Source organism: Microbacterium sp. C448 (genome assembly GCF_000582705.2).
GTDB lineage: Bacteria > Actinomycetota > Actinomycetes > Actinomycetales > Microbacteriaceae > Microbacterium > Microbacterium lacus_A.
Genome location: NZ_HG779846.1, coordinates 1 through 12,754, shown reverse-complemented (window position 1 = coordinate 12,754; position 12,754 = coordinate 1). Strand labels below are relative to the sequence as shown.

The window sequence follows — 12,754 nt, the reverse complement described above, 5'->3', positions numbered from 1 at the left end:
GGGCGAGCTGGCGGGCGAGGCGGACGACGGTCTCGCCCGCCTCGGTGGCGCGCAACGGCTTCGAGCGGATCAGCAATGTCCGACCGATCCGTTCCTCGAGCGCCCGGATTCGCTGGCTGACCGCGGACGGCGTGATGTGCAGCGTGCGCGCCGCGGCGTCGAGCGTGCCGGCATCGACCGCAGCGGCTACGGTCGCGACGAGTTCGAGCGGGAGCTTCATGAAGCCATGCTAATGGTGCGAAAGAAACGTGAGCTGGCCTTAATTGATCCGGCACCGTACCTTCGAGTCGTGCTCATCTCCGCCGTCTCGGGCCTCGGCCTCGGCTTTTCACTGATCGTCGCCATCGGCGCGCAGAACCTGTTCGTGCTGCGCCAGGGCATGCGTCGGGAACACATCGTGCTCGTCGCGACGATCTGTGCGGTCTCCGACGCCGTGCTGATCGCGCTCGGCGTCTCGGGCGTCGGCCTGGCACTGCAGGCACTGCCGTGGCTGACCGAGATCGTGCGCTGGGCGGGAGCGGTGTTCCTGGTGACATACGGATGCCTCGCCGCACGACGCGCGTGGCGCCCGAGCGGCGAGGTGCTGCTCCCGGCGCCGGGCCCGACCGCTCGGGCGACCGACGCCAGGACGGCGACGCAGACGAGCGCCGTCGCGGTCGCCTCGACGGCGCTCGCCCTGACGTGGTTGAACCCCCACGTCTACCTCGACACCGTGTTCCTTCTCGGTTCGATCGCGGCAACCTACGCGAGCCCGTGGGCCTTCGCCGCGGGTGCGATCGTCGCCAGTGCGGTCTGGTTCTCCGGCTTGGCGTTCGGCGCCCGCTACCTCGGCCGACTCCTCTCCACCGAGCGGGCCTGGCGCATCCTCGATGCCTCGATCGCCGTCGTCATGATCGTCCTCGGCATCAGCCTTGTCGTGTTCCGCTGAGACAACGACGGAACAACGACGAAGGGCCCCACCGTTTCCAGTGGAGCCCTTCGTTTATGCAGCGCGTCAGATCGCGTTGACGTCCAGCGGGATGCCGGGGCCGAACGTGGTCGACACTGCACCCTTCTGGATGTAGCGACCCTTGGAGCTGGACGGCTTCAGACGAACGATCTCGTCGAGCGCCGCCTTGATGTTCTCGTCGAGCTGCTCGGCCGAGAACGACGCCTTGCCGACCACGAAGTGGACGTTGGCGTGCTTGTCGACGCGGAACTCGATCTTTCCGCCCTTGATCTCCTCGACGGCCTTGGCCGGGTTGGGGGTCACGGTGCCGGTCTTCGGGTTCGGCATCAGACCACGGGGGCCCAGCACCTTTCCGAGGCGACCGACCTGGCCCATGAGCTCGGGCGTCGAGACGGCCGCGTCGAACGACGTGTAGCCGCCCGCAACCTTCTCGATGAGCTCGGCTCCACCGACCTCGTCGGCGCCGGCCGCGAGAGCAGCCTCGGCCGCGGGGCCCGTTGCGAAGACGATGACGCGGGCAGTCTTACCCGTGCCGTGGGGCAGGATGACGGTGCCGCGCACCATCTGGTCTGCCTTGCGGGGGTCGACGGCGAGCTTCAGCGCGACCTCGACGGTCGAGTCGAACTTCGCCGAGCCGGTCTCCTTCGCGAGGGCAACAGCCTCGGTCGGGGTGTAGAACGTGTCAGCCGCGATCTTCGCGGCGGCGGCCTGGTAGGCCTTGGACTTGGTAGCCATAGTCGTTATTCCCCTCAGTCCTCAACCGTGATGCCCATGGAACGGGCGGTGCCGGCGATGATCTTCGAGGCGGCCTCGATGTCGTTCGCGTTCAGGTCAGGCTGCTTGACCTCGGCGATCTCGCGCACCTGAGCCTTGGTGAGCTTGGCCACCTTGGTCGTGTGCGGAGTCGGCGAGCCCTTGGCAACGCCAGCGGCCTTCTTGATGAGCTCGGCAGCGGGGGGCGTCTTCAGGATGAACGTGAAGCTGCGGTCCTCGTAGACGGTGATCTCGACGGGGATGACGTTGCCGCGCTGGGCCTCGGTCGCCGCGTTGTACGCCTTGCAGAACTCCATGATGTTGACGCCGTGCTGACCGAGCGCGGGCCCGATCGGCGGCGCCGGGTTGGCGGCTCCGGCCTTGATCTGGAGCTTGATCAGGCCGGTCACCTTCTTCTTGGGTGCCATTCTTGTTTCCTCTCATCGACCGGATGCTTCTGCATCCGCTCTCCCGCGCACCCGGCATTTCCGGATCGCGGTTCTCCGGAGCAGAACTCCGGAAGCCTGTATTAGTTCCTACTGCTTGCTGTTTACTGCTTCGTGACCTGGTCGAACGACAGCTCGACCGGGGTCTCGCGCTCGAAAAGCGACACGAGAACCGTGAGCTTGCCGCTCTCGGGCTTGATCTCGCTGATCGTGCCGGGCAGGCCCGCGAACGAGCCTTCCTTGATCGTGATCGTCTCGCCGACCTCGAAGTCGACCTCGGTGACGATGCTGCGCGCCTGCGTCGCCGAGCCCTTGCCGCCACCGGACTTCGCCGTGGCGACTTCCTTGATCTCGACGAGGGACTTCAGCATGTTGAAGGCCTCTTCGAAGCGGAGCGGGGTCGGGTTGTGGGCGTTGCCGACGAAGCCGGTCACGCCGGGCGTGTGGCGAACGACCGACCAGGTGTCTTCGTTCAGGTCCATGCGCACGAGCACGTAGCCCGGGATGCGCACGCGGGTGACCATCTTGCGCTGGCCGTTCTTGATCTCGACGACGTCCTCCATCGGGACCTCGATCTGGTAGATCTCGTCCTCGACCTCGAGCGACGACTTGCGCTGCTCGATGTTCGCCTTGACCTTGCGCTCGAAGCCGGCGTACGAGTGGATGACGTACCACTTGCCCGGCAGGTAGCGCAGTTCGGCGCGGAACGCCTCGTACGGGTCAGCCTCGGCGTCGTCTTCGGATTCGCCGTCTTCGGATTCGCCGTCGACGGATGCCTCGGCGTCATCGACGACTGCCGCAGCTGCGTCGACCTCTGCCACGAAGTCCTCGTCCAGGACGGGCGCGTCGGGCTCACCGTTGATGTCGGGACCGTCGTAGGGGGTGACCTCTTCGGCATCCTCGGCTGCGCGCTCGGACTCTTCGTCCTCGAGCGAATCGGTCAGGACCTCGGCGGCGGCTTCGGCCTCGGCGGCCTCGTCGATGTGCAGGGCGTCGTTCACGATAGCGTCGGCCTCCGGGTCGTCGATCTCGATGTCGTCCAGTTCAGCGAAGTCTTCGTCGTCGTCCCCGTCACTCACGACGTGCAGCGCGGCGTGCTCCGCAGGCTCGACCGAGCGCTCCTCGGCAGCGAGCTGGTCGCCCTCCTGCGCCTCGTCGTCCTCACTGGACTGCTCGGCGGCCGTCGCCCAGTCGGCGTCGTCGGTGAATCTTTCGGTCACTGGATCACTTCCGTTGATGACGGCCTGTTCGGGCCGCCGATGATTCGGTCTGGGTGCGTCTGGCCGGGGTGTGTCTACGCGCCGACGAGTTCGCCGGGCGTTCCGAAGACGACCGAGGCCATCCAGGAGAAGACGAAGTCGAGGCCGTAGACGATCGCCATCATGACGACGACGAATCCGAGCACCACCGCGGTGAACTTCAGCAGTTCCTGGCGCGTCGGCGTGACGACCTTGCGGAGCTCGGCGAACACCTGCCGGATGAACAAGACGAGGCGGGCGAAGAAGCCGGGCTTCTTTCCGCGATCCGTCTTGCCCGCCGCGACGATCTCGCCGTTCGGCTCGTCTTGGGCCACTGCACTCACCTGAATGTACCTTTCGTGTGTCAGCTCGGGGCTGACGCGCAGGGCGGACAGGAATCGAACCTGCAACCTGCGGTTTTGGAGACCGCTGCTCTGCCAATTGAGCTACCGCCCTAAGGACCGTTTCCGGCCCCGGGTCCACACTCTTGCACCGTGCTCACGAACAGGATTTCGCCCGACCGCGGGCACGGCAAAGAATGCAGATTTCGACTGCACCGCAAGTCTACGTCATGCCCGGGGAAGGTCGCGAATGCCTCTCGCGCTCAGGAGTCCGCCGCGCCGTACCGGTCGGGCTCCGGTCCGATCTCGAAAGCGCGACCTGTGAGAGAGACAGGCGCGACGCGCACGTAGTTGTACTTGAGGGTCGGGATCCACGGGCGCAGCGGCAACTCGTCTGCGGCATGGACCTCGTCGCTCACCGTGAGTCGGTGGGCATGCCCCCGCACGACGACGCTCCACGCATCCGTTCCCGAGTGGTCGTCCACCTCGAACAGCACCTCGTCGTTCACCGTGAGTTCGAAGAGCTTGCTGCCCTCGGCCGTGCGGAAGACGATCGTCTCGTCGTCCACGACGTAATTGACGGGGAAGATGTCGAGAACATGCCCCACGTGTGTGACGAGCCTGCCAAGCTGCTGCGTTCGCAGACGATCCCAGCACTCCTGCGCTCCCAGGCGACTGACTGCTTCGTTCATCTCGTCCATGAGACAGACCTCCTCATCCCTATCGTCCCCCGAACGACAGGGAGCCACCAGCCGCGGCGGCCGTGAATATCAGGGACCGACCCGGATGAGCTTCTTGTTGACGAACTCGTCTGCTCCCAGCAGGCCCATTTCGCGCCCCGTGCCGGAACGCTTGACCCCCCCGAACGGCAGTTCGGGCGAGTCCGCGAGCACGAGGTTGACGTAGACCATGCCGGCGTCGATCGCGTCGGCCACCCGCTCGGCCTGCGCTTCGTCCGTCGTGAACACATAGGAGCCGAGCCCGAAGCCGGTGTCGTTCGCCAGGGCCACCGCCGCCGCCTCGTCGGCGACGCGGTAGACGACGCCGACGGGTCCGAAGAACTCTTCGCCGTAGGCATCCATCTCGGGCGTGACGTCGGTCAGCACCGTGCCCGGGAAAAAAGCGCCATCGCGCACACCGCCCGTGACGAGCGTCGCGCCCTGCTCGACAGCGCGTTGCACCTGCTGCTCGAGACGCTCGGCCGCCGCAAGCGACGACAGGGGACCGAGCACCGTGTCCTCGCTCATCGGGTCACCGACCGTCGCGGCACTCATCGCCGCGGCGAACTTCTCCACGAAAGCGTCGTACAGCCCGTCGACCACGACGAAGCGCTTGGCGCCGTTGCAAGACTGGCCGACGTTGTCCAGGCGCGCCTCGACGGCGGCCTCCACCGCACCGTCGAGGTCGTCGGTCGAGAACAGCAGGAACGGGTCCGAGCCACCGAGCTCGAGCACGACCTTCTTCAGGCTGCGGCCGGCGGCCTCGGCGACCGCCGCGCCCGCGCGCTCCGATCCCGTGACCGAGACGCCCTGCACGCGCGGGTCGGCGATGATCGTCGCCGCCTGCTCGTTGGTGGCGTACAGATTGACGTAGACACCCTCGGGGAACCCGGCGTCGAGATACATCTGCTCGATCGCCGCGGCGGACTCCGGGCACTGCGGCGCGTGCTTGAGCAGGATCGTGTTGCCGATCGCGACGTTCGGAGCGGCGAACCGGGCGACCTGGTAGTACGGGAAGTTCCACGGCATGATCCCGAGCAGCGGACCGAGCGCTGACCGTCGAACGACTGCCGTGCCCTCGCCGAGGATGTCGATCGGCTGGTCGGCCGTGATCTTCGCGGCGTTGTCGGCGTAGAACTGCGTGATGTCGGCGGCGAAGTCGACCTCACCGAGGGCAGCGGCGAGCGGCTTGCCCATCTCGCGCACGATGATCTCGGCGAGTTCGTCCCGACGCTCGCGGTGCAGGTCGGCCACGCGGTTCAAGCGCTCGGCGCGTTCGGCGACGGATGCGTCGCGAGCCCAGTCGCGATAGGCGGTCGCGGCGGCTGCGACTCCCGCCTCGATCTGCGCGTCCGTGAAGGTCTCGTACGAGGCAAGAGTCTCACCCGTGGCCGGGTTGACGACGGCGTATTCGGTCATGATCGCTCCCATTCGTCCGCGTCAGTCGACGGGGATCAGCGTGTACTTGGTCGAGAGATATTCGTGGATGCCCTCGAGGCCGCCCTCGCGCCCGATGCCGGACTGCTTGACGCCCCCGAACGGTGCGGCCGCGTTCGAGACGACACCGACGTTCAGTCCCATCATCCCCGTCTCGAGGCGATCGATCATCCGGTGCCCACGCGCGAGGTCCTTCGTGTACACGTAGGACACCAGCCCGTACTCGGTGTCATTCGCGAGGCGAACGGCCTCGTCCTCGTCACGGAAGCGGGCGATCGCCAGCACGGGGCCGAATATCTCTTCGCGCAGAATCTCGCTGCCCGCGACCACATCGGAGATGACCGTGGGCTGGAAGAACGATCCCTCGCCCTCGATCGCCGAACCGCCCGTGACCAGGCGCGCGCCGCGATCGACGGCGTCCGAGACGAGCGCGGATGCCTTGGCCACCGCGTCGTCGTCGATGAGCGGCCCGATCTGCACGTCGTCCTCCGTGCCGCGGCCGATGCGCATCGCGGCGACCCGCTCACCCACACGGCGGGCGAACTCGTCGGCCACCGCGTCGTGCACGATGAACCGGTTCGCGGCCGTACAGGCCTGACCGATATTGCGGAACTTGGCCTGCATGGCCCCGTCCACGGCCTTATCGATATCGGCGTCCTCAAACACGACGAACGGCGCGTTGCCGCCGAGTTCCATCGAGACGCGCAGCACACCCTCGGCGGCCTGCGCGATGAGCTTGCGCCCCACCCCCGTCGAGCCGGTGAACGAGAGCTTCCGCAGCCGCGGGTCGGCGATGATCGGCGCGGCCAGCTTCGATGACGACGACGAGTTGACGACATTGACGACGCCGGCGGGCAGTTCCGCCTCTTCCAGGATGGTGGTGAAGAGCATCGTGGTGAGCGGTGTCAGCGCGGGAGGCTTGATCACGACGGTGCACCCCGCGGCGAGCGCCGGGGCGATCTTGCGCGTCGCCATCGCGAGCGGGAAGTTCCACGGCGTGATGAAGAACGACGGGCCGACCGGACGCTGCGAGACCACCATTCGACCGGTGCCCTCGGGGTTGAGCCCGTAGCGGCCGGCGATCCGCACGGCCTCTTCCGAGAACCAGCGCAGGAACTCGCCGCCGTAGGCGACCTCACCGCGCGCCTCGGCGAGCGGCTTGCCCATCTCGAGCGTCATGACGAGCGCCAGGTCTTCCTTGCGCTCCTGCACCAGGTCGAACGCGCGGCGCAGGATGTCGCTCCGCGTCCGCGGCGGCGTCGCGGCCCAGGCGTCCTGCGCGGCCACGGCCGCATCGAGGGCGCGCATGCCGTCTTCGGGCGTCGCATCGGCGATCGTCTTGATGACGGCGCCCGTCGCGGGGTCGCGGACGTCGAAGGTGCGAGCGCCCGTCGCATCCGTCCACTCGCCCCCGATGAAGAGACCGGAGGGGATGGATGCCAGCAGTGCGGCTTCGCGCTCGGGGGTGATGCTCATCGGTGGGATTCCTTTCGTGCGCTTCGTCCTCTGAGGGAACGTGCGCTGATGGGTGCGTCGAGGGACAGGGTTTCACCGCGGAAGAACGCGGGGCTGCGGAAGCGCTGGATCACCATGATCACGATGCCGAGGCCGATGATCACGACCCCGAGCACGAACACGCTGCCGAGGCCGAACCATTCGGTTCCGCTGCCGTAGTCGGGGTCCATGCTCTCGACCAGCGTGATGACGAACAGTGCCGCCAGGATGATCCCGCCGACGAGGGGGAACAGCAGGGTGAAGAAGACGTTCCGCACCGAGTCGAACCACTGCTTGCGGAAGTACCAGACGCACGCGAAGGCCGTGATGCCGTAGTAGAAGCAGATCATCAGACCGAGGGTCGTGATGGTGTCCCAGAGCACGTTCTCGTTCACGAAGCGCATGACGGCGTAGAAGACCGACGCGATCACGGCCGACACGATCGTGGCGTAGCCCGGGGTGAAGAAGCGCGGCGTGACGGCGGCGAACTTCTTCGGCAGGGCCCCGTAGTGCCCCATCGCCAGCAGGGTGCGCGCCGGTGAGACGAACGTCGACTGCAGCGACGACACGGACGACGTGAGTACGGCCAGCGAGACGAGGAACGCGAGGGGTCCGAGGATCGGACCGCTCAGGAAGAAGAACACGTTGCTCTGGATGTCCTCGTTGCCGAGTCCCAGTTCACCCGTTCCGATACCGGCGAACGCCAGCAGCGAGATCGCGATGAGCAGGTAGAGGACGACGATCGTGATGACCGTCAGGGTCGCGGCGCGTCCCGGCGTCTTCTCGGGGTCTTTCGTCTCTTCGTTCATCGTGAGGGTGACATCCCACCCCCAGAAGATGAAGATCGACAGCGAGAGTCCCGCAACGACGGCCGTGAACGAGCCGACGGCGAACGGGTTGAACCACGACAGTTCGGGCATCGACGCGTCGAAGGCGTTGCCCTGTGCGACGTGAACGAACGCAGCTATCGCGAACACGACGAGCACGAGCACCTGGAAGCCGACGAGGAAGTACTGCAACTTCTGGGTGGTCTGCATGTCGCGGTACGAGATCAGCGTGGCGCCGAGCATGAAGGCCAGACAGACGGCGACGTTGATGAACGGGTTGAATGCCAGGTCGGCGATCGCGCCGTTCGTCTGAGCGATCTGGTCGATCAGCAAGAAGAAGAATTCGACGGCTATGCCCGCGAGATTCGACAGCACCAGGATCGTGGCGGCGATCAGCCCCCAGCCGGCCATCCAGCCGACCCACGGACCGAACGCGCGGGCGGCCCAGGTGAACGATGTGCCGGAGTCCGGCATCTGGCGGTTGAGTTCGCGATAACCGAACGCGACCAGCAGCATCGGAATGAATCCGATGAGGATGATCGCGGGTACCTGGAATCCGACCTCGGACACCGTGGGACCGAGGGCCGCCGTCAGTGTGTAGGCCGGGGCGATGCACGAGATACCGATGACGACCGCGCCGATCAGGCCGACCGTCCCGGCGCTCAGGCCCTTCTTGGAGAGTCCCCCGGTCACCGGGTCCCCGGTTTCGGCGACGCTCTTTCGGGTGGTGCTCATGCGCGTTCTCCTTCCACAGCGTGCGTTCGGGGCACGACGATCATGGGCACCGGAAGGGTCCGGAGCATCTTGGCGGCGGTCGAACCGAGGAATAGGCGGCGCGGCTGCGCGAGCCTGCTCGACCCGACCAGGACGACCTCGCCGTCCTGCCAGTCGAGTTCGGCGACGGCATCTTCGATGCTCGCACCCTGGGCGGCGGATGCTTCGGCGACGATGTCGGCCGGAAGCCCCGCGCGCGCCTGCGACAGCACCATGTCGGCGTGCGTCGAACCGGCAAGACGGATGACGCCGGTGTCGACTCCCGAGGGGAGGTCGATCGTCACGAGCGACACGAGTCGTAGTGTCGCGCCGGTGGCGGCGGCGAGCGAGACGGCGTCATCGATCAGGGCGTCCGCGCCGGGACGCGTGCCGACCGCGGCGGTGATGCGCGTCAGCGGCGCCGTCACGGTGCGGGCGCCGGCGGGGGCGAGCACGACGGGCACGGTCGACGAGTGCAGGAGTTCATTCGCGACCGCACCGAGGGTGTAGCGCCCCAGGATCCCGCCCGGCGAGGCACCGACGACGATGTACGCCGCGCCCAGTTCCGTGGCTACCTCGAGAAGTCCCTCAGCGAACGAGTCCGAATAGCGAACGTGCGTGGCGTGGGCGAGCCCCGCGGGGAGGGCAGCGACGGCCGAGTCGAGCCATCCGGCGGCCTGCTCGCGCACGTACGCGTCGTAGCTGGCATCCGGCGGCACGACGGCCCCGCGGCCCTCATCGAGCAGGACGGTGACGAGTTCGACCTGTCCACCAGACGCGGTGGCGAGCCGGGCGGCAAGAGCCGCGGCGTCGGCGCCGGAATCGGTCGCCGTGTAGCCGACGACGAAAACGGGTGCGCTCATGCGCGGGCCTCCTCGATGATGTGTGCCGCGGCTTCGCGACCCATGCGGATCGCCCCGTCGACGTGCTGGTAACCGGCGCCTGCCAGATCACTGCAGGCGAAGTGGATGGGGCCGACCGGGGTGCGCAGATCCACACCGTAGCGAGCGAGACCACCGAGGTCGAAGCTCGCGGCGTAGGCCCCGCGCGTCCACTCTTCGGAGCCCCAGTCACTCTCGTAGTAGACGACGGGGTCTTTCGCCTCGGGCCCGTAGTAGTGCGAGAGGGACTCAAGGATGCGCTCCTTGCGCTCCTCGGCGCTCAGCCGGAACAGATCGTCGGCGGTCTGGTCCGAGACGAAGCCGACGAGCGTTCCGCGGGAGTCACCGTGGTTGGTGTTGTCGTAGGCCTCGTGCGAGAGCTCGTACGGGCTGAACGCGGTACCCGAGAGCCCCTTGGCGCGCCAGAACGGGGTCTCGTAGACCGCGTGGACCTTGATGACGAAACCCATCGACAGGTGTTGGTGCATCTGGTGCTGCAACCGCGGCAGCGGCGGCACGTACGAGATGCGCGAGTAGAGGTTCGGGGCGAGCGCGATGATGGCGAATCGCGCACGCACGGTCGTGGTGTCGGCGATGGCGGTGACCGCGGTCTCGCCCCACTCGAGCGTTCGCACGGGCTGGTTCAGCAGCACGTCTTCGCCGAGGCGCTCCGCGAGCAAGATCGGAACCTGCTGGAGTCCCCCGACGACGCGCTTGTCGAGGATGAAGTCGGCGTCGACCAGGTGGGAGTACGACCCGGCGGAGGCTGCCATCAGGAGCGACTGCAGCAGCGAGAAGGTATGTGTCGGCTTGGTGAGCATCGCCGAACCGGTCGCGAAGGCGAGGTTCCGCACGGCTTCGTCGTCGTCGGTCTGTGCGCGCAGCCACGCGTCCCACGAGACACGATCCCACTCGGCTGCCTTCTCGTGCGCCCAGGGCCGGTCGGGGTCGATCTCGGCGACCATCGCGTCGAGCCGCTCGGTGATCTCGGCGATGACGCGCTCGGTCTCCGCCGAGACGGGGAACATCTCGCCCGTGAAGCGGTGCGCGACGCCATCCGGTCCGACATACACGCTGTCGCCCTCGCGGTATCGACTGAACGTCTCGAGACCGAGCTCGGCGACCGTGTCGATCAGCGCGTCCTGGTCGGGCGAGACCCACTGCCCGCCGATCTCGAGCATGGCTCCGTCGATCTCGTCGGTCCAGAGCCGGCCGCCGACGCGGTCGCGGGCCTCGAGCACGGCGACCGACAGCCCGGCCTTGCGAAGCGTATTCGCCGCGGTCAGTCCCGCAGCCCCCGCCCCGATGACAACGACGTCACGGGTGATCTCGTTCATCTGGCGTTTCTCCTTCAGTCGCGAGCGAGGGCGCCCTCGACAACGTCGAGACCCTCGTTCAGCAGGTGGTTCGGGATGGTCAGCGGCGGCAAGAACCGGATGATGTTCCCGTGCGTACCGCACGTCAGCACGATCACGCCGTTCGCGATGCAGTCCTTCGCGACCCGAGCTGTGAGCGCACCGTCCGGCTCTCCCGTCTCGGGGTCGACGAACTCGGCGGCGATCATCGCGCCGAAACCGCGCACGTCGCCGATGCGGGCGTCCGTTGCGGCCAGGGCGCGCAGTCGGGATGTCAGGATGTCGCCGATCTCGGTCGCCCGCTCGAGCAGTCCATCCTCGACGTAGGACTCGATCGCGGCGAGCGCCGCGACGCAGGCGAGCGGGTTGCCGCCGTAGGTGCCGCCCAGTCCACCCGTGTGCGTGGCATCCATCATCTCGGCGCGGCCCGTCACACCCGAGAGGGGTAGGCCGTCGGCGATGCCCTTGGCCGTGACGACGAGGTCGGGCACGATGCCGAAGTGCTCGCTGGCGAACCAGCGGCCGGTGCGGGCGAAGCCTGTCTGCACCTCGTCGGCGATGAAGACGACGCCGTTTTCGCGGCACCAGTCCGCGAGCGCGTTCAAGAAGCCGTCGGCGGGCACGATGAATCCGCCCTCGCCCTGGATGGGTTCGATGATGACCGCCGCGACGTTGTCGGCGCCGACCTGCTTCTCGATGTGCAGGATCGCCTTCTTCGCGGCCTCGGGCCCCGTCAGTCCGTCGCGGAACGGGTAGGACATGGGCGCGCGGTAGATCTCGCCGGCAAACGGTCCGAAGCCGTGCTTGTACGGCATGTTCTTCGCCGTCAGTGCCATCGTCAGGTTCGTGCGGCCGTGGTACGCGTGGTCGAACGCGACGATCGCGTGGCGTTTGGTGTACTTGCGGGCGATCTTGACCGCGTTCTCGACGGCCTCGGCCCCCGAGTTGAACAGGGCCGTCCGCTTTTCGTGGTCGCCGGGGGTGAGGTCGTTGAGCGCCTCGGCAACGGCCACGTAGGACTCGTACGGCGCAATCATGAAGCAGGTGTGCGTGAAGCGGGCCAACTGTTCAGTGACCGCGGCCACGACACGCGGGTTCGCGTTACCCGCTGTCGTGACCGCGATCCCCGACCCCAGATCGATGAGTGAGTTGCCATCTGCGTCGACGACGACGCCCCCGCCTGCGGCGACGGCCGCGATCGGGACCGTGTGCCCGACGCCCGACGCGACCGCGGCGGCCTTGCGGTCCAGGATCTCGCGGGACCGGGGGCCCGGCAGGTCGGTGACGAGGCGGCGCTCCTGAGGGAGCGAGGGCCCGCCGAGGGGCAGCGCGGTGAAGCTCTCGATGACACTCATGATCCGGAGCGTAGGCCCGGATGACTGGGCCGCGCACTCGCCGCCGTGTACAACTTTGCCGCACACACTATCCACCGCGTATAGCCTGGCCCCGTGGCCTCCTCCGCTCCCCCGACCCCGTCGGCACCCACGTTGCGTGCGCTGCTGGCGCGCACCGACCTTGCCCTGCGGCTTGCCGGTGCGGACGGAGAGTTGAACGACGACGC

At 67.4% G+C, this 12,754-nt stretch carries 13 protein-coding genes and 1 tRNA gene; 1 reads left to right on the top strand and 13 read right to left on the bottom strand.

Translation table 11 applies throughout. The features are described 5' to 3' along the window. Positions 1-220 (bottom strand): LysR family transcriptional regulator (locus MIC448_RS16295; RefSeq protein ID WP_036302117.1); only part of this gene is annotated, 220 nt, incomplete at its 3' end. Positions 221-289: 69 nt separating this feature from the next. Here MIC448_RS16295 and MIC448_RS16290 point away from each other — a divergent pair. Then, positions 290-928 (top strand): LysE/ArgO family amino acid transporter, encoded by a 639-nt coding sequence (locus MIC448_RS16290; RefSeq protein WP_232711561.1) that lies wholly within the window; start codon positions 290-292, stop codon positions 926-928. 66 nt (positions 929-994) lie between these two features. Here the strand turns inward: MIC448_RS16290 and rplA are convergent, their stop codons facing one another. The 12 genes from rplA to gabT all read right to left on the bottom strand — a co-directional run bounded on the left by rplA (position 995) and on the right by gabT (position 12,548). Continuing rightward, positions 995-1,684: a 50S ribosomal protein L1 gene (rplA, locus tag MIC448_RS16285; RefSeq protein ID WP_036302115.1), complete on the bottom strand. Its 690-nt coding sequence runs from the start codon at positions 1,682-1,684 to the stop codon at positions 995-997. Between the two features lie 14 nt (positions 1,685-1,698). Next, positions 1,699-2,130, bottom strand: a complete 432-nt coding sequence (gene rplK / locus MIC448_RS16280) for a 50S ribosomal protein L11 (protein ID WP_036302113.1) — start codon at positions 2,128-2,130, stop codon at positions 1,699-1,701. Between the two features lie 122 nt (positions 2,131-2,252). Further along, positions 2,253-3,368 (bottom strand): transcription termination/antitermination protein NusG, encoded by a 1,116-nt coding sequence (gene nusG / locus MIC448_RS16275; RefSeq protein WP_036302111.1) that lies wholly within the window; start codon positions 3,366-3,368, stop codon positions 2,253-2,255. A gap of 74 nt (positions 3,369-3,442) precedes the next feature. After that, positions 3,443-3,721 (bottom strand): preprotein translocase subunit SecE, encoded by a 279-nt coding sequence (gene secE / locus MIC448_RS16270; RefSeq protein ID WP_036302121.1) that lies wholly within the window; start codon positions 3,719-3,721, stop codon positions 3,443-3,445. 48 nt (positions 3,722-3,769) lie between these two features. Next, a tRNA-Trp gene (locus MIC448_RS16265) sits at positions 3,770-3,842 on the bottom strand. A gap of 148 nt (positions 3,843-3,990) precedes the next feature. Further along, positions 3,991-4,428: a pyridoxamine 5'-phosphate oxidase family protein gene (locus tag MIC448_RS16260; RefSeq protein ID WP_036302109.1), complete on the bottom strand. Its 438-nt coding sequence runs from the start codon at positions 4,426-4,428 to the stop codon at positions 3,991-3,993. 69 nt (positions 4,429-4,497) lie between these two features. Then, positions 4,498-5,865: an NAD-dependent succinate-semialdehyde dehydrogenase gene (locus tag MIC448_RS16255; RefSeq protein WP_036302119.1), complete on the bottom strand. Its 1,368-nt coding sequence runs from the start codon at positions 5,863-5,865 to the stop codon at positions 4,498-4,500. A gap of 21 nt (positions 5,866-5,886) precedes the next feature. Then, positions 5,887-7,359 (bottom strand): NAD-dependent succinate-semialdehyde dehydrogenase, encoded by a 1,473-nt coding sequence (locus MIC448_RS16250; protein ID WP_036302106.1) that lies wholly within the window; start codon positions 7,357-7,359, stop codon positions 5,887-5,889. Next, a complete protein-coding gene (locus MIC448_RS16245) occupies positions 7,356-8,939 on the bottom strand; it encodes an APC family permease (protein WP_036302104.1) in 1,584 nt (527 codons plus the stop codon). The genes MIC448_RS16250 and MIC448_RS16245 overlap by 4 nt, the downstream gene beginning before the upstream one ends. Next, a complete protein-coding gene (locus tag MIC448_RS16240; RefSeq protein WP_036302102.1) occupies positions 8,936-9,820 on the bottom strand; it encodes a universal stress protein in 885 nt (294 codons plus the stop codon). The genes MIC448_RS16245 and MIC448_RS16240 overlap by 4 nt, the downstream gene beginning before the upstream one ends. After that, positions 9,817-11,175 carry an NAD(P)/FAD-dependent oxidoreductase gene (locus MIC448_RS16235; protein ID WP_036302099.1) on the bottom strand — a complete coding sequence of 453 codons (1,359 nt, stop codon included), beginning with the start codon at positions 11,173-11,175 and terminating at the stop codon, positions 9,817-9,819. The genes MIC448_RS16240 and MIC448_RS16235 overlap by 4 nt, the downstream gene beginning before the upstream one ends. Before the next feature lie 14 nt (positions 11,176-11,189). Beyond that, entirely contained in the window at positions 11,190-12,548 is a 1,359-nt protein-coding gene (gabT, locus tag MIC448_RS16230; protein WP_036302097.1) for a 4-aminobutyrate--2-oxoglutarate transaminase, read from the bottom strand. Positions 12,549-12,754: the final 206 nt, after the last annotated feature.

Coding starts and splice junctions, on each gene's coding strand:
- rplA (WP_036302115.1), bottom strand. CDS start 1,684: ATGGCTACCAAGTCCAAGGCCTACCAGGCCGCCGCCGCGAAGATCGCG.
- rplK (WP_036302113.1), bottom strand. CDS start 2,130: ATGGCACCCAAGAAGAAGGTGACCGGCCTGATCAAGCTCCAGATCAAG.
- MIC448_RS16260 (WP_036302109.1), bottom strand. CDS start 4,428: ATGGACGAGATGAACGAAGCAGTCAGTCGCCTGGGAGCGCAGGAGTGC.
- MIC448_RS16255 (WP_036302119.1), bottom strand. CDS start 5,865: ATGACCGAATACGCCGTCGTCAACCCGGCCACGGGTGAGACTCTTGCC.
- MIC448_RS16250 (WP_036302106.1), bottom strand. CDS start 7,359: ATGAGCATCACCCCCGAGCGCGAAGCCGCACTGCTGGCATCCATCCCC.
- MIC448_RS16245 (WP_036302104.1), bottom strand. CDS start 8,939: ATGAGCACCACCCGAAAGAGCGTCGCCGAAACCGGGGACCCGGTGACC.
- MIC448_RS16240 (WP_036302102.1), bottom strand. CDS start 9,820: ATGAGCGCACCCGTTTTCGTCGTCGGCTACACGGCGACCGATTCCGGC.
- MIC448_RS16235 (WP_036302099.1), bottom strand. CDS start 11,175: ATGAACGAGATCACCCGTGACGTCGTTGTCATCGGGGCGGGGGCTGCG.
- gabT (WP_036302097.1), bottom strand. CDS start 12,548: ATGAGTGTCATCGAGAGCTTCACCGCGCTGCCCCTCGGCGGGCCCTCG.